The 21,839-nt window shown below is 62.7% G+C and carries 15 protein-coding genes and 1 tRNA gene; 9 read left to right on the forward strand and 7 right to left on the reverse strand.

Annotation, left to right across the window (positions count from 1 at the left end; translation table 11 throughout):
* Positions 1 to 35: 35 nt before the first annotated feature.
* Positions 36 to 644 (reverse strand): TetR/AcrR family transcriptional regulator, encoded by a 609-nt coding sequence (locus NKJ80_RS08115; RefSeq protein ID WP_023668995.1) that lies wholly within the window; start codon positions 642 to 644, stop codon positions 36 to 38.
* Between the two features lie 100 nt (positions 645 to 744).
* On the opposite strand from NKJ80_RS08115, the gene NKJ80_RS08120 reads away from it, so the two are divergent.
* Positions 745 to 1,491, forward strand: coding sequence for a 3-oxoacyl-ACP reductase family protein (locus NKJ80_RS08120; RefSeq protein ID WP_023688499.1), 747 nt, complete (start codon positions 745 to 747; stop codon positions 1,489 to 1,491).
* Positions 1,492 to 1,703: 212 nt separating this feature from the next.
* Complete coding sequence (locus NKJ80_RS08125; RefSeq protein WP_023688498.1) at positions 1,704 to 3,584, forward strand: L,D-transpeptidase family protein; 1,881 nt, start codon at positions 1,704 to 1,706, stop codon at positions 3,582 to 3,584.
* A 97-nt stretch (positions 3,585 to 3,681) separates the two neighbouring features.
* Here the strand turns inward: NKJ80_RS08125 and NKJ80_RS08130 are convergent, their stop codons facing one another.
* The 3 genes from NKJ80_RS08130 to NKJ80_RS08140 form a co-directional block, all read right to left on the reverse strand.
* Positions 3,682 to 4,152 (reverse strand): hypothetical protein, encoded by a 471-nt coding sequence (locus tag NKJ80_RS08130; RefSeq protein ID WP_023668992.1) that lies wholly within the window; start codon positions 4,150 to 4,152, stop codon positions 3,682 to 3,684.
* Positions 4,153 to 4,243: 91 nt separating this feature from the next.
* A complete protein-coding gene (locus NKJ80_RS08135) occupies positions 4,244 to 4,984 on the reverse strand; it encodes a lysozyme inhibitor LprI family protein (protein WP_023710496.1) in 741 nt (246 codons plus the stop codon).
* 83 nt (positions 4,985 to 5,067) lie between these two features.
* A complete protein-coding gene (locus NKJ80_RS08140; RefSeq protein ID WP_023668990.1) occupies positions 5,068 to 5,325 on the reverse strand; it encodes a PepSY domain-containing protein in 258 nt (85 codons plus the stop codon).
* 357 nt (positions 5,326 to 5,682) lie between these two features.
* Between NKJ80_RS08140 and NKJ80_RS08145 the strand changes: the two genes are divergently transcribed.
* Together NKJ80_RS08145 and NKJ80_RS08150 are read left to right on the forward strand one after the other, a co-directional pair.
* Positions 5,683 to 7,455, forward strand: coding sequence for an adenylate/guanylate cyclase domain-containing protein (locus NKJ80_RS08145; protein ID WP_023668989.1), 1,773 nt, complete (start codon positions 5,683 to 5,685; stop codon positions 7,453 to 7,455).
* A gap of 129 nt (positions 7,456 to 7,584) precedes the next feature.
* Entirely contained in the window at positions 7,585 to 11,907 is a 4,323-nt protein-coding gene (locus tag NKJ80_RS08150; protein WP_352497391.1) for a cytochrome P450, read from the forward strand.
* 7 nt (positions 11,908 to 11,914) lie between these two features.
* Here the strand turns inward: NKJ80_RS08150 and NKJ80_RS08155 are convergent, their stop codons facing one another.
* Positions 11,915 to 12,601, reverse strand: a complete 687-nt coding sequence (locus tag NKJ80_RS08155; protein ID WP_023682508.1) for a Crp/Fnr family transcriptional regulator — start codon at positions 12,599 to 12,601, stop codon at positions 11,915 to 11,917.
* A gap of 508 nt (positions 12,602 to 13,109) precedes the next feature.
* Here NKJ80_RS08155 and NKJ80_RS08160 point away from each other — a divergent pair.
* From NKJ80_RS08160 to NKJ80_RS08180, 5 genes are all read left to right on the forward strand, one after another.
* Positions 13,110 to 15,374, forward strand: coding sequence for a DNA/RNA non-specific endonuclease (locus NKJ80_RS08160; protein ID WP_352497392.1), 2,265 nt, complete (start codon positions 13,110 to 13,112; stop codon positions 15,372 to 15,374).
* Between the two features lie 16 nt (positions 15,375 to 15,390).
* Positions 15,391 to 16,374 (forward strand): trypsin-like peptidase domain-containing protein, encoded by a 984-nt coding sequence (locus tag NKJ80_RS08165; RefSeq protein WP_352497393.1) that lies wholly within the window; start codon positions 15,391 to 15,393, stop codon positions 16,372 to 16,374.
* A 169-nt stretch (positions 16,375 to 16,543) separates the two neighbouring features.
* A complete protein-coding gene (locus NKJ80_RS08170) occupies positions 16,544 to 17,809 on the forward strand; it encodes a hypothetical protein (protein WP_352497394.1) in 1,266 nt (421 codons plus the stop codon).
* On the forward strand, positions 17,806 to 20,475 hold the full coding sequence (locus NKJ80_RS08175; protein WP_352497395.1) for a DNA/RNA non-specific endonuclease: 2,670 nt from the start codon (positions 17,806 to 17,808) through the stop codon (positions 20,473 to 20,475). Before NKJ80_RS08170 ends, NKJ80_RS08175 begins: the two co-directional genes overlap by 4 nt.
* A gap of 111 nt (positions 20,476 to 20,586) precedes the next feature.
* Entirely contained in the window at positions 20,587 to 20,859 is a 273-nt protein-coding gene (locus NKJ80_RS08180; RefSeq protein ID WP_023696133.1) for a hypothetical protein, read from the forward strand.
* 39 nt (positions 20,860 to 20,898) lie between these two features.
* On the opposite strand, the gene NKJ80_RS08185 is transcribed toward NKJ80_RS08180, so the two are convergent.
* Together NKJ80_RS08185 and NKJ80_RS08190 are read right to left on the reverse strand one after the other, a co-directional pair.
* Positions 20,899 to 20,973: transfer RNA gene (locus NKJ80_RS08185), tRNA-Val, on the reverse strand.
* A gap of 129 nt (positions 20,974 to 21,102) precedes the next feature.
* On the reverse strand, positions 21,103 to 21,786 hold the full coding sequence (locus tag NKJ80_RS08190; protein WP_027050903.1) for a phosphoglycolate phosphatase: 684 nt from the start codon (positions 21,784 to 21,786) through the stop codon (positions 21,103 to 21,105).
* Positions 21,787 to 21,839: the final 53 nt, after the last annotated feature.

Below are 21,839 nucleotides of genomic sequence, written 5' to 3' on the forward strand. Positions count from 1 at the left end.
GCCGACTGGATTTCCAGCACAAGCTCCGCGCTTTGTCACGCTGTTCCGACCAGCCCCTGCCACGCCGCCATCGCTCCGGCCACTGTGGCCATGAGCGCGTCGCACGAGGCGCCGTCGCGGGCCTGAATCGACATGCCGTGCTGGACCGTCGCATAGAAGGTCGCCGCCGCGTTGCTGTCGAAGCCCGCCGGCAATTCGCCTTCCGCCACACCGCGTTCCAGCCGTCTCAGCAAGAGGGTGTGGTTTTCGGCGCGGCGGCGGCGCAAATCATCGCAGATCGCGCCGCTGCTTGAATCCTGGTGCAGTGCGCCCAGTGCGATGAGACAGCCCTGCGGGCGGTCGTCCTGAGAGTACGCTTTTGCCGTCTGACGCAGGAAATTCTCGATCGCCTGGCATGCCGTCGGCGCTTCGTCCAGCGCGCTCCAGATCTCGGTGCCTTCGTTGCGGGTGTAATACTCGGTCGCTTCCAGAAACAGCGCCTCCTTGCTGCCGAAGGCGGCATAGAGGCTGGGCGAGCTGATCCCCATCGCCGCGGTCAGGTCTGCGATCGAGGTGCCCTCATAGCCTTTGGCCCAGAACAGCTCCATCGCCTGCCGCAAGGCGGCGGTTCGATCGAAGGTGCGGGGGCGGCCTCTTTCCGGCATGACCGATCTTTCTGTGTTGATCGATACATAATTCACTTGACATCGCCAGGCAAGGTTGCCAGATATTTATGTATCGATCGTTACATAACGGGGAAATGACATGTCAGCGAACGGATTGAACGGCAAGGCAGCACTGGTCACCGGCGGCAGCCGCGGCATAGGTGCTGCGATAGCAAAACGGCTTGCGGCCGATGGCGCCGACGTCGCCATCACCTACGTCAACAGCTCGGCGCCGGCCCAAGCTGTCGTCGCCGAGATTATAGCGGCAGGTGGTCGCGCGATCGCCATCCAAGCCGACAATCGCGACGCTGCCGCCATCGAAGGCTCGGTCACCGAGGCGGTGAATGCCTTCGGCCGGCTCGACATCCTGGTCAACAGCGCCGGCATCTGGCGCGCGGCGCCCATCGAACAGATGTCGCTGGCCGACTTTGACGAGACCATTGAGGTCAATCTGAGAGCGCCGTTCGTAGCCTCGAAGGCGGCAGCGGCTCACATGGGCGAGGGCGGCCGCATCATTTCGATCGGCAGCAATCTGGCCGAGCGCGTCACCGACACCAGCCTCAGCGCCTATTCGACCAGCAAGGCTGCGCTGGTCGGCCTGACCAAGGCGCTGGCGCGAGACCTCGGTCCGCGCGGCATCACCGCCAACGTCGTTCATCCCGGTTCGACCGACACCGACATGAACCCGGCCGAAGGCCCGCATGCCGAACACCAGCGGCGGAAGATGGCGACGCCCCGCTTCGGCAAGGCTGACGAGATCGCCGGCATGGTTGCCTGGCTCGCCGGTCCGGAAGGGCGCTTCGTCACCGGCGCCGCGCTCACCATCGACGGTGGCGCCAACGCCTGAAGCAGCGGCCGCTTTGACCGGTCTGGAGCGGCAACGCCGCTCCAGACGTCACGATGTTGTGAAACCGTTCTGCAACAGGCCTGCGGAAATTTATGGAAGCTTAACGAAATCGGTATGAATCGGTATAGTAGCGCCTTACATCCGCCATGCGGTTGGCAAGATCGTCTAGCGGCGCGGAACGGGAGCCGGCTTGCAGCCGGAGCGGGTGATTAATGAAATTCCTCGGAAATAAAGCCACCGTGATGCCGCTTGCAGTGGCGGCAGCACTGGCCTTCGGTGTGCCGCAGGCAAGCGCGCAAGGCCTGTTCGACATGCTGTTCGGCGGTGGCGTCAAGCACAGGCCGCAAGGCGAATTCCCGCCGCCGCCGAAGCGCAAGCCGAAGCCCGCCGTATCGGGCGGTGGCGGCACCAGGATCAGCAGCCCGTCCTACTACACCTACAAGGCCGACCGGCTGGTGCGCGTCGACTTTACCGCATTGGTGGCAGCACCTCCCCAGGTGGCAACAGCTGAAGACGCCGCCTTTGTTCCGTCGGCGACCAGCACCGCCTTCCGCGAAGCCGTTGCAGGCCTCAGCGACTATGAACTCTATGCCGAGCCCGATATCGCCAAGGCACTGATTGCCTATTACTCTGCCAATCCTGATTTCATCTGGGTGAACGAGGGCAATCCCAATGCCCGCGCCCAGGATGCGGTGCGGGTGCTTGGCGAAGCCGCAAGCTATGGTCTCACGTCGGCCGACTACACGGTCGAGGTGCCGGCAGCCAACGCATCGGCAGTCGATGCCGACGCCCATCTGAAGGAACTCGTCCGCTTCGAGATGGCGCTGTCGGCGCGCGTACTGCGCTATGCCCGTGACGCCCAGAGCGGGCGCGTCGATCCCAATCGCATCACCGGCTACTATGAATTTCCGCCGAAGCCGGTCGACATGGAAGGCGCGCTCAAGACGCTGGCCCACACCCAGGAAGTGCGCACCTACCTCGAATCGCGGCACCCGCAGAACGCGGAATATCAGGCGCTGCGCGTCGAACTTGAATCGCTGCAGGCGAGCGCCGAAAACGAAATCGTCGTCGATCCCAAGCTGTTGCTGAAGCCCGGCGAGACCAGCGCCGAACTGCCGAAGCTGCTGACGCTGATCGCGCGCAATCTCGACGACGAGATGGGCGGCGCCTATGGCGAGATCCTGTCTCGTCTCGGCACCAGCGATGTCTATGTTCCCGAACTGGTTCCGATCATCAAGGCCGTGCAGGTGAAGGCCGGCATGAAGGGCGATGGGGTCATCGGCCCGCGCACCGTCGCCTCGCTCGCCGGCACGTCCAAGGCCGACAGGCTGCAGAAGGTGCAGGTCGCGCTGGAAGAATTGCGCTGGATGCCGTCCGATCTCGGCAGCCCGCGGGTGTTCATCAACCAGCCCGCCTTCACCGCCAGCTATATCGACAATGGCGAGGAGAAGCTGAAGACCCGCGTCGTCATCGGCCGGACCACCAACCAGACCGCCTTCTTCTTCAAGGAGATCAAGCAGGTCGATTTCCATCCCTATTGGGGCGTGCCGCAGTCGATCATCGTCAACGAGATGCTGCCAAGGCTGCGTGGCGATCCGGGCTATCTCGACCGTGCCGGCTACGAGGTGACCGACTCGCGCGGCAGGCGGGTTCCCTCTTCCTCGGTCAATTGGGGCGCCTACGGCGCCAACATTCCCTACAGCGTGCGCCAGCAGCCGAGCGAAGCCAATGCGCTGGGCGAACTGAAGATCCTGTTCCCCAACAAGCACGCCATCTACATGCACGACACGCCGCAAAAATCCTTCTTCCAGCGCGATATGCGGGCGCTCAGCCATGGCTGTATTCGCCTTCAGGATCCACGTGGGATGGCGGCGGCGGTGCTCGGCGTCTCGGTCGACGACATCGCCGAAAAGCTCAAGCACGGCCATGCCAGCGAAGACGTGACACGCACGATTCCCGTCTATGTCTCCTACTTCACTGCCTGGCCGGACCTGTCCGGCAAAGTCGAATATTTCAACGATGTCTACGACCGCGACACGCGGCTGATGCAGGCGCTGGAAGCGACTGAAGCGGTGCGCTCGCCGACGAGCTGAAACCAGCGGAGTTCCTCGTTCAACGAACGAGGAACTCACTTTGTCTCTCTGGTTTTATTAGATTTTTGGCCGATGGACGGTCGCCCGTTTCCTGCGATCAGCGCTGGATGAGCGGACGCCGGAAGCCGGCGTCGCGGCCCGCGATCAGCCAATAGACCAGACCGGCTACGAGGCCGGCGGCGGCGATGATGCCGATATCGGCCCAGCGTCCGGCATCCTCTTCCGCGGCCGGCCAGACCAGGAAAAAGCCGGCTGCAGCGGCAGCGGCGCCAAACAGCATGTGCACCAGGAAATTGCGCAGGGCAAAGAATTCGGCGAGCAGCGCGAAGATCAGCGTCTGCAGGCCGGTCAGCACGATCGTCAAGAAATAGACGACCATGCCGAGCGGCGGCCACAGCAGCACGACAATGGGCGAAAATTGCATGGCGCCGAAATAGTCCGGCGCGTTGGGCAATACGGCGAGTGCGCAATATATCGCCACGACCGCGAACAATCCGATCAGCACCGAAACGAAATAGCCGGCAAGCATCATCAGGATGCGCTTCAAAACATGCTTAACCATGGCCATGCACCCCCGTGCCCTGCAACTGTTACGCGCACTCAGCCATCAAAGGCGGATCGGCGCAAGAGTGCATCCAGCAGGGCTTTGCGGCAAATCTTCAGGCGCCGCCGCATAGATGTTGCGAATCCGGCAAAATCCATGTGCCTTTTATCGTGAGGTCGACGCCGTAATAGACCCGCCCGCGCTCGTCGCCCTGCGGACAATCCCTCGGGATCGATATCAGGCACATGACGACAGGATCGCCGGCTTTCGAACTGGCAAGGCCAGGCTCCCGCTCGTAGGAAACCCCGGCGCCGCCATTGCTGAACCGCGTCACACTGCCGGCTTCAGGACTGGCCGTTTCCAGCGGGTCGTCGCCAAGCCGCGTAGTCAGCGCCGTGATGTGGGTGAAGGCGCATTGCCCGATCGACGAGGGCAGGGGCTGGTCGGGGCTGCCTGGATGGCGGGCTGCGGTGTCGAGTGCCTTCTTGCCGATCAGGGCGATGTTGTAATCCTGCACCCAGGACGGCGCATTGCCGTAGGTCTGCAGCGCATTGTTCTGGGCGCTGACGATGCAGGCGGCATCCTGCCCGCAGGCGTTCCTGTCAGTGATGAGCGCACGGGCGATCTTGCGCTTGTCGCGGCCAAAGGCTGGCTCGAAACCCGTAAAGGCCTTGGCGACCAAGGCATCAATTGCCGACAGTTGCGGGTCGGCACAGATCGCCTTTTCCACCGGCAGGCTGGCTTTGCGGCAGTCGAAGGATGGCCCGTCGGCACGCGCTGGACCAAGGCAGACCGCCGCGCCAGCCAGTGCAACGACAAGCGCAAGCGAGTTGGCAATTCGATTGGAAGAAAGCATGGTCGCCCCGTTGTCCGACAACTGCCACCATCGTAGGCAAAAAACGCGGCGGACGGAATTGCCGAAGCGGTGCGGTATCAGCGCTATTTCGGTTCGGCTGTTACGGGATCGAAGGTGATTTCGACTTTCGCCTTGTCGGCGGTGTAATAGGTGACGGTGTACCCGTCCTTGTCCCAGTCGACCTCCTTCACATAGCGAAAGCCGTCGCGCTGCTCGACCTTGGCGATGATTGCCGACAGTTTCTGGGCATTCGTCGGCGGCAGTGGGCTGTCATCCGCGGCAAAGGCCGTCGAGCCGGCCAGAAGAACGACGACGCCGGTCGCCAGAACAAGATTTCGCATGATTACCCTCATTTCACGTTGGTATGAACCGCACCGGAAACTCGCAGGCAGCACAGTTTGTTCCGAGTGCTGACGTCGCGCAGGTTCCGTGAAGCCCTGGATCGCCGCGCTCAGAGCTACGGCACGCCAATATTTGCGCCAACCGCCGGCCAACCATGAGTGCTGCCACGGCCCGCGCTGGACAACCCGATGGTGGTAGAGCTTTGCCCAAGACCCTGCTAGACTTCTGGTCCTGGCGGGGTGGCATGGCGCGCCAACCCCGCCGGAATCTTCATCTCTCAGCGCGCGGCGAAGTGTTTCAGGAACGGGTCGTCGCCTGTGCTGGACCAGAACCAGAAAGGGAGCGGGGGCTCGAACATGGCTGTACGGAACTACACCCGTCAGCTGGCGACAATCATTTCTATCGATGCCGTCGGGTTCTCCCGGCTGATGGGCATCGACGACGAGTCTGCTGTCGCGGCATTCGAGGAACGGCGCGACATCATCGCCGACAGCTGTGGCACATTTGGCGGCCGCACGTTCGGCGACGCCGGCGACAGCATCATGGCCGAGTTCGGCAATCCGATCGAGGCGTTGCGCGCGGCCTTTGATTTCCAGGGCCGCATCGTCGCCCTCAACGCCGAGGTTGCCGACGATATGCGCATGCCGTTTCGCGCCGGCATCAACACCGGCGACGTCATCGTGCGTGGTGGCCGCCTCTACGGCGACGACGTCAACATCGCCGCGAGAATCCAGGAATTCGCGCCGGGCGACGGTCTCGCCGTTTCGGAGACGACCTGGCACCATGTGAAGGACAAGACGGCGGCCGAATTCACCGATCTCGGCGAATTCAGGCTGAAGAACATCGCCTTGCCGGTGCGCGTTCTGATCGCCGGCCGCAGCGGCAACGGATCCTCGCCGGCGGCGTCGTTCGCGGCCATTCCCCAGGCCAATGCGCAGCAGAAGCTGTCGTCCAAGGGGCCGCCGGCGATCGCCGTCCTGCCCTTCCACGCCGATGGCGGCGAGCATGACATCGGCTACATGGCCGACGGCATCGCCGAGGACATCATCTATGGTCTATCCAACACCAGATGGCTCTCGGTCATCGCCAAGGGCTCCAGCTTCCAGTTCCGCGACGACACGCTGGGCACCCGGGTGATCGGCAACGCGCTCGGCGCGCGCTACATCGTCAGCGGCACGCTGATGCGCAATGGTGGCCAGATCCGCCTCAACACCTCGCTGGCCGACGCGTCCAACGGGCGGCTGGTGTGGTCGCAGCGCTTCGATCGCGATCTGGTCGACATCTTCAACCTGCGCGACCAGATCGGCGCTGAGATTGTTTCGATCCTCGACAAGGAGGTCGACCGGGCGGAACAGGCACGCACCTTCCAGGTTCCCTGGGAAAGCCTGGAGACCTGGCAACTGGTGCGACGCGGCCGCTGGCACATGAACCGGCGCACCCGTGGCGACACCGAAACCGCACTCGAGTTCTTCCAGAAGGCGTACCGCGAGGACGCCAACTCGAGCGCCGTGCTCAATGAACTGGCGTGGTGGTATTTCTGGCGGGCATGGCTGCGTTTCGGCGACAGCGACGATTTGAACAAGGTCGAGCAGTTTGCCCGCAAGGCGTTGCTGGTGGACAGCCTGGATGCACGCCCGCACGCCCATCTCGGCGCCGTCGACATCATGCGCGGCGAACCGCGATCGGCCGTCGACCATTTCGAGGAAGCGATCCACATCAATCCGAGCTTTGCCTTCGCGCGCTCGGCCATGGGCAGCGCCCAGCTGCTGCTCGGCAATGCCGCGTCAGCAATACCGTTCTTTCTCGATACCGAGCGATTGAGCCCGTTCGACCTCTACCGCTTCCACAATCTGGGGGAACTGACGGCGGCCTACTGTTTGGTCGAGAACTGGCCGGCGGCGATCGCTGCCGCCGATCGCTCGCTCAACCTGTCTCCCGGCTATTTTTATTCCAGGTTCCTGAAGATCGGCGCGCTGATGCGAAGCGGCCGGCCGGAACAGGCGCGGCGCGAGATGACCATTTTCACCACCCGGCATCCCGATTTTTCAGAACAGCGTGTGCGCTGGATACCGTTCACCGACAAGGCCGCGAACGAGTTCCTCGTCGCCAATTTCCGACTGGCCAAATGAACATGGCGTCAATGCTGGCTGGAACATGGACCAACTGTGAAAAGATTCACATACGTGCAACCGATGCAAACCTAGGCGTTGAACGGCCGGCATCGCAATAACGTGGATAGCCGGGGGGCTTGAACGCGCATGACCGAACTGAAGTATTTCGACGCTATTCGCGCGGCCCAGAAAAACCAGCGCCCGCTGTCGGAAATACCGCCGTTCGATCTCGGCCGGATCCGGAAGACAGGGCTGATTGCGCGCATCGTCGGGTCTCTGGCCGAAGACCCCCGCTGGGCGCTTTCCTTGTTGCGGCGTTTCCGGCCGACCGGCAAGCTCTTCGGTGTTCTCGTGGTCACCAAGAACGCCGATGTCCGCGACATATTGGAGCGCGGCGACGAATTCCAGACCCCATACGGCCCGGAAATGACCGAGCTTGCCCGGGGATCCAACTTCATCCTCGGCATGCAGGACGGCGCCGACTACCGGCGCATGAAATCGTCGGTGCTGAGTGCATTCCCGCCGGCCGAGGTCGAAGCCGCCGTCAGGCCGATCGCGGCGCGTCATTCGCAAGAGATCATGACGCGCGCCAGCCCCGGCTTCGATGCGATCTCCAAGTTGATGAAGATCGTCCCGGTGCACATCTGCCGCGATTATTTCGGCGTCGAGATCGACGATGAATCCGAATTCGCCGACTGGGCGATCGCGCTGAGTGCGCTGTTCTTTTCGGACCCGACGGCGAGCCCCGTCATGCGCGAACTCGCAGTGGTGGCGGGCGACCGTCTTCTCAAAGTCATCGATCGCTCCATCCAGTCGGCGAGGGACCGGGGCTTGAAGGCCGAGCAACCGCTGGCGAGGCTGGTTGTCCAGACGGATCAGGGCCGCCTGTCGCGGGACGACCTCAATTCGATCATGCTGGGCATGATCGCCGGCTTCGTCCCGACCAATGTGTTGGCCGCCGGCAATTGCCTCGACGTGATCCTGTCGCGGCCCGACGCACGGCAGGCTATCGATGCCGCATTGGCCGAAAACGATACCGCCAAGCTCGACAGGGCCGTCCTTGAAGCCATGCGCTTCAAGCCGATCTGGGTCGGCCCCTGGCGCTACACGGCCCGCGACGCGATCATCGGCAAGGGTACGCGCCGCGAGCGCCTGGTGAAGGCCGGCACGGTGGTGATGCCGGCGACGCTGTCGGCGATGTTCGATGCCGACGCCGTGCAGAACCCGGACCAGTTCGACACATCGCGCCCGTATCGCGACTACATGGTCTTCGGCCACGGCATTCATCAGTGCATCGGCGCCGAGATTGCCAGGATCCAGATCGGCGAAAGCCTGCGCGCCCTGTTCCAGAAGCAGGGCGTGCGCCGCATGCCCGGCAAGGCCGGGCGGATGACCCGCATCGGCGCCTATCCCGAAACGCTCAAGGTCGATTTCGAACGGGCAGAACTCTGCCGCACCGTAACGCAGTCTATGGTGACGGTGGTCTGCCCGGTCACCCGATCCGCGTCGCTGGATGCTGTCCGCGACAAGGTTGCCAGCCTCGGCAACCCGGCCGTCGAAGATATCCGCACCGCGCTCGACATTGCCGGCACCGTCCACTTCACCAGCCTGACCGTGGTCGGCACCGGCGAGATCGGCGCTGATTCCGGTCAGGAAAAAGGAGCTCTGGTTCTCGAGATTTCCGGTGACGGCAGCATCGACGATGTCATCGATGCGGTCACGCACGCCATCGGGCACCGGCTGCGGCCGATCTTCAAGGATGTCTGCGATCTGCGCGATGGCGGCGCATTGAACGATTTCCTGCGCAAGCACAATGTCGACATATCGCCGTCCTTCGGCAGCAATGCCGGACTGGTGTTTTCGGGCACGCCGGGGCACTCGGTCCAGCGTATCAAGGCCGAGCAGCAGCTTTTCGAAGCCGTGCGCGACATCGTCGAGCGGCCACGCAAAGGCGCCGGCAACGCTCCTGCCGTGCTCGCTGAAGTTCGCCAGCATGTCCAGTCATTAGGGACGTTTGCCTGGGCGTTCGAGCCGGCCGAGAGCCTGCTGGAAAAGCCGCCGGGTCATTGGGGCCGTGCCCTGATGACGACGTTGCTGGTACCACCGGTCTTCGTCACGGTGGCGATCATCTGGGCTGCTTGCTGGTACATGACCTACAGTGTGGTGTTCGGCAGATCTATCGACATCAGTTCCCAGGAAATCTCCTTCACCGCCATAGCGGTAGCAATCACCTCACTTCTGTTGTCGGGACTTGGAGTGTTGGTGGCAGCGGCGCTGCTGGCGTTTTCGTGCTTGCTGGCGCTGCGACGCCGCGAGGACAGGGATCGGCCGGAAAGCACATCGATCGGCATATCTGAATTGAACGCGATACTCGTCAAGGAGGGCCACGCGGCACAAAACCATCTGACTGCGATTTCGACGATGAAGGCCGGCATTCTGCGGCGGCTGGCGCTCAGGTTTTCTTTCTACCTGATCTCGATAGCTGCCCAGAAGGTATTCAAGCCAGGCTTCCTCAACACCATCAACACTATCCATTTCGCCCGCTGGATACTGCTGCCCGGCTCCAACCGATTGATGTTCTTCTCCAACTACGGCGGCAGCTGGGAAAGCTATCTTGAGGACTTCATCGCCAAGGCGTCCGCTGGCCTGACCGGCGTGTGGAGCAACACCGTGGGCTATCCACGCACACGATGGCTGTTCCTGGACGGCGCGCGCGACGGCGATCGTTTCAAGCGCTGGGCGCGGCGCCAGCAGGTGCCGACCCTGTTCTGGTACTCCGCCTATCCCCAAATCAACACAGAGCGCATCCGGATCAATTCCCGGGTCAGGCGCGGCATTGCTTCCGCCGTCGGCAACGAGGCGCGCGACTGGCTGAGCTTGTTCGGTTCGCTACGGCGCCCGGCGAGCGAAACAACCACCGTTCAAAAGACCACTTCGCTGCTGGCCAATATCAGCTCTGCCTTTCCGGCGCCTCTCGAACAGCAGCTGGAAACCGGCGAGATCCAGTCCATCTTCTTCGGCCCGCTCGGCCCGCTCGCTTATTCGCATATGCTTGCGATCCGGGTGCCGGACAAGTTGCCGGCGCCCAAGCGCAGAGCCTGGCTCGATTTCGTCGTCGAGCAGACGAGTTTCGGCGAAGGCAGGCCCGCCGGGCGCGCTATGATAGTCGCCTTTGGTCCCGGTGGCCTGCGGCAGTTTGGGCTCGACGAGGGTGTGGAGGGCGATCCACTGGAAACATTTCCGATCGCCTTTCGCCATGGCATGGGCAACCCCGAGCGTGGGCGCATACTGGACGACCGAGGCCGCGACGGCCCGGACGAATGGGAGTGGGGGTCGCTGGAGAACCCTGTGGACCTGGTCATCGTCTGCTATGCTGAAGACCCGGGACGGTTGAAGACCGAGATTGCCACCGTGAGACGAAAGACGACCGGTGCAGGCATGAAGGTCGTCGCCGAACTGCCGCTCGCCGTAAACCGGGGTCCGACCGACACGAAGACGAAATCGTCCGACGGGGCAAAGCGTGACGATCGGTCGGAACGTGGGCCAGCCTACGAGCATTTCGGTTTCGCGGACGGGATTTCGCAGCCGATTGTCCGGGGCACGACCCGCGCCAGCAGGGGCGCCGCGCCCATGCATCTGGTCGCGCCCGGCGAGTTCCTGTTCGGCTATCGTGATGAGCATGGGTTCTATCCAGCCTCGCCCTCGGTAAGCGCATCACGCGATCGGACTGGAATCCTTTCGCAGGTGCGCCGTAGCCGGCTGATTCCGGGCCTGCCGCCACCGCCGCGCGATTTCGGGCGCAACGGTTCATTCCTGGTTATTCGCCAGTTCGAGCAGCACGTCGACGTCTTCAACAACTACTGCAAAAAGGCTGCAGCCTTGGTCGCGAGCCAACTCGGCAACCAAGCCATCACGCAAGACTGGATTGCCGCCAAGATGCTCGGCCGCTGGCAGAACGGTAGCTCGCTGGTGCGCAACCCCAATCATCCGGGACGCGTCATCGACAACAACTTCGCCGCTGGCGCCGAGGATCCGCAAGGCCATCGCTGCCCGCTTGGTGCCCACATTCGCCGTTCCAACCCACGCGACTCGCTGGGTGAGGACCGCGATACGCAGATCAATATCGGCAAGCGCCATCGTATCCTGCGGGTCGGCCGCACCTATCAGAAGCAGGACGGCAAGAATGGCAAGGTCGAAAAGGGGCTGCTGTTCATGTGCCTCAACGCCGACATAGAGCGCCAATACGAATTCATTCAGCAGACCTGGGTTTCGTCGGCCACGTTCCAGGGCCTCGTCGCTGAAAAGGACCCGACGATTGGTTCGCGCGGCGGCGATGGCAGGTTCACCATTCCGTCATGGGAAAAGGTCACGACGCTCCGTGACATGCCGCAATTCGTCACCACCAAGGGGGGTGGGTATTTCTTCATGCCCAGCCGCTCGGCGTTGCGATATCTGATTTCGCGGCTCTGATTCGGCGTCAGTCGTCGTCCTGCGATTCGGCGATATGGCGCAGCGCCCCGGTGTCGGTGATGCGCAGGCCGCCGCGTTTGATGGCAATGAACGAGCGGTTGCGCCAGTCGTTGAGCGTCTTGTTGACGGACTCGCGCGTGGCGCCGAGGAACTCTCCGAGTTCCGATTGCGAGATCGGAATCCAGCCGGCGCTGTCGGCCATCACCTTGGCCAGGAAGACCAGGCGTTTGGCGAGCCTCGCCTCGATGCCGAAGAAGGCCTGGTCGCCGAGTTCGCCGCTGACCCAGCGCAGCCGGGCGCACAGAAGTTCGATCATCGCGCGTGCCAGCGGTGGATTTTTCTCAATGCGATCAAATAGTTGTGTCCTGCTGAGCGAAACCAGCTCGCAAGCGGTCAGGCAGATGGCGGTGGCGGTGCGTGGCCGCCCGTCAAGCGCGCCGATCTCGCCGACGAGGCTGCGCGACAGCTCGATATTGGCCACCAGCTTCTGCCCGCCGGGCGAATAGATCGAGATTTCCACCGTGCCGCTCATGACCCCGTAGATCCGGTCGGCGGCATCTTCCTGAACGAATAGATGCTGGCCGGCGGCGTAGCGCTCGACCTTGCAGCCGCTGAACAGGATATCGAACAGCTTTGGATCGATGCGTGCCAGGCGCGGCAGATCGTTTCTGTCGTTGGGGCCGCCAAAAGCCATGTTCCAAATTCCCAATTGCCGCAATCGGCGAAGTTTAAGGGCCGAAGTCTAAGGCAAGAGTGCACCGCGTCAAAGGCCGGCGTTCATCCCTTGCGATTACGCCTTCTAAAGGCGTGGCGCAGTGGTCGCGCCCAGTGCCTGGCTCGTGCCGGGCGGAAAGCCGTCTGCACGCGCGGCGGGAGGAGCCGCGCGTGCAGGCGCCAACTGATTAAAATGGTTAGGTGATAAAATTTCTGTAAAACCGAGCGGCCGCAATGGCCTTTCCGCCTGTTGCGATAGCTGGGCGCAAACAGCGTGAGCGTCTGTGACGGAGATCACATACGGCATCGCTGAAATAATGCGAGCGTCATACACCGCGCGAGCGACTGCGGCAAAGAGACATGCCGACGTTGCACTCCGGTCATCTTCGACGCGAGTTGATTTGTTTCCTTGCCTGCCAATCAGAATTGCACCAGTCTAAAATGGGGCAATACAGTCATTTACTTCGACAGAACCTTTGGGGGCGACTATGCCGGTCAGCAGAGAGCAGCGAATCCGTCGATATCTCGATCTCGTCACCGGGGGCGAGGGGACTGAATCGGTCCTCGGCAACGTGGAGACGATGGCAGGCGGCGCTCTGGAATCCCTTGCGCCTGCGGAAGCCGGCAAGACGGAGGCGGCGTTTGAATCGGCGCGCGCTGGCATGGAGAGCCTCGCGCGGGGCGCCGAAGTCGCGCCCGAGCAGCTTTCCGATCTGGAAGCCATAATCATCCCGGAGTTGCGGCCGGTCTATGACATCAAGGATGGCACCTTTACGACGCTGACTTTCGACGGCGCTCCGACACCTGGCCATTCGCTGTGGACGAAGCTTACCAGCGAGGCCGCATTGAAGCAGCGCATCGAAGCCGCCCTGCCGGCGATCGGGCGTATCGAACTGTTGTGGGACACCAATATCCCTTACGGCGGCACGGGCTTCGTCGTCGGCCGCAACCTGCTGATGACCAACCGTCATGTGGCGCAGATATTTGCGGACGGCCTTGGCGACCGCAATGTGCAATTCATCAACGGCCGCGCCGCCGGCATCGACTTCAAGCGCGATTCGGCGGCAGGAAACGTCTTCAAGATCCGCAATGTCCGGATGATCCATCCCTATTGGGACATGGCGATTCTCGAAGTCGAAGGCCTGCCCGACAACATCACGCCGCTGTCGCTCGCGGTCGCCGACGCGCGCGATATGCTGCGCCAGGAAGTCGTCGCCATCGGCTATCCGGCGTTCGACAATCGCAACGCGGTCGATGTCCAGAACGAGCTCATGCGCAATCGTTTCCAGGTCAAGCGCCTGCAACCGGGCATGCTGCAGGGCGGCTTCGATACGGAGAGTTTCGGCAAGATCGTCAGCGCGGCGACACATGATTGCTCGACCACTGGCGGCAACTCCGGCACCGCCATGATCAACCTCGCCACCGGCGAGGTCGTGGCGCTGCATTTTGCCGGCCGCTATCTCGAGCGCAACTACGCCGTGCCCACCGGCGCGCTCGCCAAGGACCAGCGTGTCGTCGACCTCGGCCTCAATTTCGCCGGCGCCGCCAGCGGCGGCCCCAACGATTGGGGCGCATGGTGGAACAAGGCGGACAGTGGGTCGCCGGCCGAGGGCGTAAACCTGGTTGAAGTCGGCGGCGCCCAGCAGATCCCGGGCGTCGCCACCCAGACGCCTCCATCCGGAGGCGTCGTCGTTTCGCCGGGCGGCAGCGTCACCTTCGAAGTGCCGTTGCGCATCACCGTCTCGCTCGGCGCAACGCCTGGCCATGAAGCGGTCACGGAATCGGTCGAACTGGAAGCGGCCAAGCCGACCCCTCCAGGCGGCGCATTCGTTCCCAAAACGGTCGCGGACTATGCCGGCTATAAGGGCTACGACGAAAAATTCCTGTCCGGCGGCACCAAGCTCGCGCCCGTCGTGGTGCCGATGCCGGAGGCCACCGACCTGTCCGTGCTGGCGCAGCTCAAGGCAGGGGGCACGCGGCTAGATTACCAGAATTTTTCACTCAAGATGCACGCCAAGCGGCGGCTGGCGCTGTTCACCGCCTCCAACGTCACCGAGGAGAGCAATCTGCGCGAGCCGGAAAAGGGCCGCAACTATTCGCGTGGCGGCCTGTTCAGCGAGCGCTGGTTCCCGGATCTGCGGCTCGACGACAAGTATCAGATCCCCGATGTCTTCTACACCCAGGATCAGGGCGCCTTCGACAAGGGCCATATCGTCAGGCGCGATGACGTGGCCTGGGGCAGCACCTTCGAGCTGCTGCTCAGGGGCAATGTCTGCTCCTTCCATGTCACCAACTGCTCGCCCCAGGTCGAAGGCTACAACCGCTCCGACAGCGGCGAGAAGAACTGGGGCGATCTTGAGAACCACGTCCTGTCGGAGGCGGCGAGCGAGCGGCTTTGCGTCTTCGCCGGGCCGGTCCTCGCCGAAGACGACCGGACCTTTGCCGGCAAGGGTCCCAAAGGCACCAGTCTTCGCGCGCTAGTGCCGCGCCGCTTCTGGAAGGTGGTGGTCGCCCGCGTCAGTGACGGCATCGCCAGCTACGGCTTCGTGCTCGAACAGGATCTGTCGGACACGCAGCTTGAGTTTGCCGTCTCCGACGAGTTCATCGGCGCCATGTACCCGCTGACCGAAATCTCCGAAATGACCGGCGTCAGCTTCGACCAGTCGCTGGTCGATGCCGACCAGTACGAAACGGTTCGCGGCACCGAAATTGCCATGCGGGCGGGATCACGCAAGCGGAAGAAGAAGGCTTAGGGTCGGAGGGAATCCCATGACCGAATGGACGCAATCCGAACTGAACAGTCTCAACCGCATCCTCGCCAACCTCTACCCGATGATCGGCGATGGCGTGCGTGTTGCCAAAGGTGTCGGTCTTTCGACGGCCCAGATCGCCTTTGACAACAAGGCGATCAACAACTGGTTTGCGATTGTCCAGCGCGCAAAGCAGGAGACCAGGGCCGACGACCTCGTCGCCTTTGCACTCGAAGAGAATCCCGGCGACCAGGCACTGCTGCAGGCAAAGCAGCACGCCCCGCCGCCGCCGGTCGAAGGCCCCGCGACCGCCAATTGGAGCGGCGCGACGGCGCCGGCCCAGCTCGAAAAAATCCTTGGCGACAAGAGCACGCTGGTGCCGATCAGCTATCTCGAACTCGGCCTTGTCAGGGCAAGATCGGTGGTGCGCATCAAGCGTGCGGATGGCAGCTCCGGCACCGGCTTCATGACCACCGGCGGGATCCTGATCACCAACAACCATGTGTTGCCTGACGATGCCTCATTGGCCGGCACGGTGGTCCAGTTCAACTATCAGCGCACCGTTGCCGGGCTCGACGCGCCGCTCGATCAGTTCGACATCGACACCGCCGTGCCTCTTCGTACCTCCAAGGACAATGATTGGTCCGCCGTCCGCATCAAGGGCGATGCCTCCAAATGGGGCGAGTTGGAATTGAAACCCATGACCGTCAAGGCCGGCGACCATGTCAACATCATCCAGCATCCCGGCGGTGCGCAGAAACAGATTTCGTTCGTCGCCAATGTCGTGGCCTTCGTCGGCGGCGGCCGCGTCCAGTATCTCACCGACACACTGCCGGGTTCGTCGGGCTCGCCGGTCTTCGACACCGACTGGAACCTGATTGCGCTGCATCACAGCGGAGGCTGGCTCACCGAGCCCAACGCGCCTACCAAAAGCACATATTATCGCAACGAAGGCATTGCGATCGACACCATCATCCAAGACCTCGCGGCCAAGCCTGTGTAGATGGTGAGCTATGCAGACCGATGGCGCAGCTCGATGCGCGGCGATTTGGGACTACGGCATGTAAATTTTTTCGGATGTGACGGTTTATAACGCCACACACCAAACACCAGGGAGTTCAGAGATCAGCGCCTATTTCGACCTCAGGCTTCAACTGGCTGATCTCTACCCATTGCCTCCCGATTGGTTGCAGGTAACCAAGGACGCTGGGATCGTCGCTGGCGCCATCAACCTCCAGGGCGCGGCGCTCACAGTCTGGTTCAACATCCTCGACTATGCCTTGACCAAGAAGCTGTCGCAGCCGCTGATGAACACTGTCGTTCGGCAAAATCCGCAATGCGCCGCAATATGCAATGCCTATCTGGATGAACTTGCCGCGGGCGAGAAACCGACGCCCGAACTGCCTGGCCTGACCACCGACGATCGGGTCAACACCGCGCTCGCAGGCTTCAACGCCGTCAACCAGCAGCCCAAGGACATTCAGGCGCAACTCGCCGCTGGCGATGGCCTCACCACCGTCGCCAGCCAGATCGATGTCCTCAAGACCTACAAGGACCTGCATGACCACCTGCAGAGCTTCCAATATGGCATCGGCAGCTTCCAGACCTTGCTGGTCGCCGCCCGCGACATGGGGGCCGACCTGGAACAGGTCCGCGTCCTGCGCAATTTCCTCAAAATATTGAAGCTCTTCTGTGTCTCGAGCGGAGAGTCGGTCATGGAGCTGCCGGCGGGGCCGGCGCTTCACGATATCGAGCAGGCCTGGCTCGACGACCTCAAGGCGGCTGCGATCAAGTTGCAGGCTGCCATCGATAACAAGTCTCCGGACGCCTACGACGCGCTGTTTGACGTGCGCACCGTGCTGCGCGTCGTGCCTTCGCGGCTCAACCAGCAGATTTTCGTTACCGCGAAGAATCTGCCGTTCGGGCTTCTTGCCACCGGTCTCGACACGATAGCCGGCAAGCTTCCAGCAGGTGCCCCGGATGTTCCTTTGATAAAGGCTGCGCATGATGCGATCATGGTGCTGTCGTCGACCATCTATGCGCGCGTCGTCGAGCATAAGCTCTGGCAGGACGTCGACAACAAGCTGGCCAGCCTCACCGACATGATCGAGCCGATAGAAGAGGGCGCCGCGGCGGACAAGTCGCTGCCGTTCCAGTTTTCGCCGCTGTGGCGAAACCTGGAAGTGAAGGTCAAGGTTCTTGCCGATCTCGATCCCAATGGCGCCTGGCGAACGACGCTCGTCGACTACTCCACCGACGTCAACGACCAGCTATCGCGCGAGACCGTCGATACCGCCTTCATTCTTGCCTTCGAAGCCTATCGGGACGAGGCCCAGCAACGCTTCGTCCAGGTCGATCTGGCGCTGAAAACGGAATGTGCCTCGATCGTCCGCGTCAGCACGCCTTTGCATAAGATCATTGAGGACCTGGGGCCATGAGCGATGAACTTGCGACAGGCACGGAGACCGAAACTCCGGCCGATTTTGTTTCGCTGAGCGACATCCGGATCGCACATCTCGAGCTGATGCGCATCGCCAGCAGCAATGAAGCCGTCGACCCATCGATGAGCCGCAGCGACAAGGCCGGCGCCGAGACGACGGAAGCCAGCATCGACAACACGGCCCCCGATGCGCAGGCCATCCGCGACTTCCTGGCCAAGGCACGGCGCGCCGGCAGCACCATCGCGCGGGAATCCGACCGGCGCGCGGCGCAGCGCATACTCGATTATTGGTCCGCCGAACTGGTCACGCGGCCGGGCATCACCTCAGCCGACGTCAGCCCGGCGCGGCTCGCGTCTTTCGCAGGTGGCGGTGGGCTCGAAACAACAGAGCCAATTGCCGTCGCGGTTGACTCCGAATCGGCATCGCGTGAAATCAACGATTCAGGAACGGTCGCCATCGCCGTTCCTGAATCAATGGCCGTCGCGACCAAAGACGGTGCCGAATCCGGCGACGGCTTCGCATCGGACGACGAACTGAGTTCGGACGAGCTGACCGAGCGCTTTCGCATTCGCGTGGCCGCCCAGGCGCGGCAATGGAAGAACACCGGCTATCCCGGCTATCTCCTGCGCGGCGAAGCGCTGAAGGAGGCGGCGGAGCTGCCGCAGGGGCCGGACATCGCCGAGTTCGTCGAGGCGAGCGCCAAGGCGGAGACCGACAGCCAGAAGCAGCGCGATCGCAGCAAGAATATATTGATCGCGCTGTTTGCCATCCTGGCCGCGATCCTTGGGGCAACCACCTATTTCGCCTACGTCCAGAGAAATGACGCTGTTGACGCGCGCAAGGATGCCGAGACGACGGCGAGTGAGGTCGCAAAGCTCAATGGAAAGCTTTCCACCGCCCTTGAAAAGACGGAAGACGCACGCCAGCGAGCCGAGGCTGCACTTGCCGTTGCCGAGAAGAAGGCGGAAGACGCCGCCAAGACGCTGGCCGAGCAGCAAGCCACGCAGGCCACTTTGCGATCCGCGATCTTGCTTGTGGTCGAACAACTCAAACTCGGCAGCGTGTCCCTGGACAAGTTGGCGCCCGATTTGCGACAGGGGGTGCTGGTCGAGCTGGCCGGGCAGGTCAAAAGCGGCGAGGTCGCGCTCGACCAATTGCCGGCGCCGCTGCGCGCCGCGCTTGAACCGCTGCTTGGCAAAGACATAGACAAACAGCCTAACGTTCTTTCGGGATACAAGGTCGATTTCATAGGGGCCACGATCGGCTTGCCCAGGATAACCGACGACCTGGCCAACGACGCCGTGGCGCCGCCGCTTGATTACATCAACTACTCGCTGGTCATGGGCCGAACTCATCGCATGGCCATCTATTCGGCCGTCAACCTGGATCGGTCGCAGAGGTTGCCGCTGCAATTCACCGCCAGCAGACTGAAACCCGACAGCCGATTGTCGGTCGACTACCAGCCTCGTCCCAACTGGTACTTTCGCGCGGACCGGCCCTGGCTGGCGGCGCGATTTGCAAGTGCCAGCGACATCGCCTGGGGTCCGGAGTTCGCCGGCGATCCGGCAACGGCGGCGCTCAAGCTGGCGCAGTATGCCTCTTTCCTGCCAAACACGATGCCGCAGCCGCGTACTTTCTACGGCAGCCGATGGGTGCCGCTCGAAAACTGGGTTCGCTCGCAGCACAATCCGCTCGCCAATCGGGTGACCATCTTCAGTGGTCCTGTCTTCCGGCCCGCGGACCAGCCGGTCGACGGCGTGCCGGTCCCTTATGCCTATTGGAAGCTCGCGGTGTCCTCGGTGTCGGCGGCCGTGAAGGGAGAGGTGAGGGAGCCGGAATTTGAGGTCGATGCGTTCTTCATTCCAGCCGACGCTACGGGGGCGTTCAACGTCGAGCAGTATCGGCTCCCGGTTGCCGAGCTTGAAAGGCTCACGAGCCTCAATTTCGACCCTCTCATCGAATGGACGGATTCACTGAAGAACCGCGGCCCCAATGGAACCGCGGCCGACGAACTGGCGGCTCGCGTCAAGCTGCTCGACGGCGCAAATGATGCACTGCGCGGTGACCTGATTGCCGTCCTCGAAGACGCAGACCTTCCGGTGGTCGAACGGCAGAAGATCGTCGCGGCTCTCGTCGAGATGGCCGGCCTGCAAAGCATAAGCGGGCTGACACCGGCGGGGCGCCGCAACGTGCTTGAGACCCTGCTTGGGGTACCGCCTGAATTGTGGGAACGCCCGGACTGGCTGGCTGTGTTTGCCGGCGCGCGCCGGGCGGTTGCCGATCTCGCCCTTTCGGCAGCCGACGGCCAGACTGTTATCGGTGAGCAGGATCGCAACGCACTCAACACGCTGAAGGACCGGCTGCGTATCCAGCAGAGCCCACAGACGGTTTACGTCCAGTTCGCCGGCATGGCGCGCGAGGACGCCGGGGCGCTTTCCGCAAAAATGCGGGCCTTGGGCTGGGGCATTCCAAACCCTGGCGAAGAACGTGTCGCCGCTGCCGCCGGCAAGAACGAAGTTCGCTACAACCCCTACAACGACGCCGACCGTGGCGCCGCCGAACTGCTGGCCGCCGACCTCACGGTTGCCGCTGGCCGACTGGTGACAGCCCGTGCGGTGCCGATCATCAAGGCCAACACATTGGAGATATGGACCAGCATATAGAAACACTGAAGGCCCGAGCGGGGCGAAGACAAGGGCGCGTAAAAAAGCCGCGATGCGCCGCTCACTATCGTCGCGACAAATACGGGCTGTTCTCACTCCAGAGGTTTTTACATGCGCACGCGTCACGCCGTCATGCTTGCACTTTCCGCGCTTTGCATTCCAGCCGTCTCCATGCCGCTGCAGAAAGCCAACGCGCTGGAGCCTGAAAAATACACGGTCTATTGCGCCAACGATCACATCGAGGTTTCGTTCTGGGATCTCGAGCAGATGAAGGTGCGCAACGGCTCCGATGTCTGCCAGTTCCAGAGCTACACGAGCTACTCAAGCGCCTTGAACTTCGCGCAGAAGAATTTTGGTGGGGAAGGGGCGAGTTGCAGCTGCTAGGAGTGCTGGCTTGGAGTGCGCTGTTCAGGGAAAGAAAGATGGTGGGCGATGCAGGGATTGAACCTGCGACCCCACCCGTGTGAAGGGTGTGCTCTCCCGCTGAGCTAATCGCCCGCTCGTTGCCCGAAGGCCAAGCGAGCCGCGATATAAGAGAGGCATGCCGTTGAAGTCAAGGCGATGCGCCTGCCTTCTACGCCTGAAATAGGCCGAGGGCGGACGCTGCCGCGCAATCGCCCGTTTCGCTCAGCCGGCCGCCGCTGCAATCAGCCGTTCCGCCAGGTCGAGCGTCAGCGCGTCGAAATGCGAAATCACCGCCGACGGCTCGAATTCTCTGACATGGCGGTCGGTGTAGCCGAAATCGACGGCGACCACCGGAATGCCGGCGGCCTTGGCGGTGTCGATGTCGGTCTGCGAATCGCCGACCATCAGCGCATGATGCGGATCGCCGCCGGCGAGCCGGATGGTCTCGGTCAGATGGCGCGGGTCGGGCTTGCGGAACGCGAACGTGTCCTGGCCGGCGATCGCGGCGAAATGCTTTGTCAGGCCGAGCGCCTCGATCAGCGCTTTCGAATTCGCCTCATATTTGTTGGTGCAGATGGCAAGCAGGTAGCCGGCCTTCTCGAAGCGGGCGATCGCCTCGACCACGCCGGGGTAGGGGCGGGACTTGCCGGGGATGTTGAGCGTGTAGTGGTCGAGGAACAGTTTCAGCAGCCGGTCGTGCTCCTCCACCGCCAGCGACTTCTGCTGCGCGGTATGCGCGCGCTCGATCATCACCCGTCCGCCCTGGCCGACAAAACGCCGGAAGCCGGCCTCGTCGACAGCGGCAAGCTCGCTGGCGGCAAGGCTGTGGTTGAGGCTGTCGAGCAGGTCCGGCGCCGTGTCGATCAGCGTCCCGTCGAGGTCGAACACGATGATCGGTTGGGTCATGGCCTGTCCTGTGGCTGATGCATTGCAGGCAGGCGATAGCGGCTGCGCTTCTT

Origin of the sequence: Mesorhizobium sp. M0030 (assembly GCF_040323695.1) — a bacterium.
Taxonomy (GTDB): Bacteria; Pseudomonadota; Alphaproteobacteria; order Rhizobiales; family Rhizobiaceae; genus Mesorhizobium.

What these genes read in the sequence shown, in the direction of transcription:
- NKJ80_RS08115 (WP_023668995.1), bottom strand. Translation starts at nt 644, where the DNA reads ATGCCGGAAAGAGGCCGCCCCCGCACCTTCGATCGAACCGCCGCCTTG.
- NKJ80_RS08120 (WP_023688499.1), top strand. Translation starts at nt 745, where the DNA reads ATGTCAGCGAACGGATTGAACGGCAAGGCAGCACTGGTCACCGGCGGC.
- NKJ80_RS08125 (WP_023688498.1), top strand. Translation starts at nt 1,704, where the DNA reads ATGAAATTCCTCGGAAATAAAGCCACCGTGATGCCGCTTGCAGTGGCG.
- NKJ80_RS08130 (WP_023668992.1), bottom strand. Translation starts at nt 4,152, where the DNA reads ATGGCCATGGTTAAGCATGTTTTGAAGCGCATCCTGATGATGCTTGCC.
- NKJ80_RS08135 (WP_023710496.1), bottom strand. Translation starts at nt 4,984, where the DNA reads ATGCTTTCTTCCAATCGAATTGCCAACTCGCTTGCGCTTGTCGTTGCA.
- NKJ80_RS08140 (WP_023668990.1), bottom strand. Translation starts at nt 5,325, where the DNA reads ATGCGAAATCTTGTTCTGGCGACCGGCGTCGTCGTTCTTCTGGCCGGC.
- NKJ80_RS08145 (WP_023668989.1), top strand. Translation starts at nt 5,683, where the DNA reads ATGGCTGTACGGAACTACACCCGTCAGCTGGCGACAATCATTTCTATC.
- NKJ80_RS08150 (WP_352497391.1), top strand. Translation starts at nt 7,585, where the DNA reads ATGACCGAACTGAAGTATTTCGACGCTATTCGCGCGGCCCAGAAAAAC.
- NKJ80_RS08155 (WP_023682508.1), bottom strand. Translation starts at nt 12,601, where the DNA reads ATGGCTTTTGGCGGCCCCAACGACAGAAACGATCTGCCGCGCCTGGCA.
- NKJ80_RS08160 (WP_352497392.1), top strand. Translation starts at nt 13,110, where the DNA reads ATGCCGGTCAGCAGAGAGCAGCGAATCCGTCGATATCTCGATCTCGTC.
- NKJ80_RS08165 (WP_352497393.1), top strand. Translation starts at nt 15,391, where the DNA reads ATGACCGAATGGACGCAATCCGAACTGAACAGTCTCAACCGCATCCTC.
- NKJ80_RS08175 (WP_352497395.1), top strand. Translation starts at nt 17,806, where the DNA reads ATGAGCGATGAACTTGCGACAGGCACGGAGACCGAAACTCCGGCCGAT.
- NKJ80_RS08180 (WP_023696133.1), top strand. Translation starts at nt 20,587, where the DNA reads ATGCGCACGCGTCACGCCGTCATGCTTGCACTTTCCGCGCTTTGCATT.
- NKJ80_RS08190 (WP_027050903.1), bottom strand. Translation starts at nt 21,786, where the DNA reads ATGACCCAACCGATCATCGTGTTCGACCTCGACGGGACGCTGATCGAC.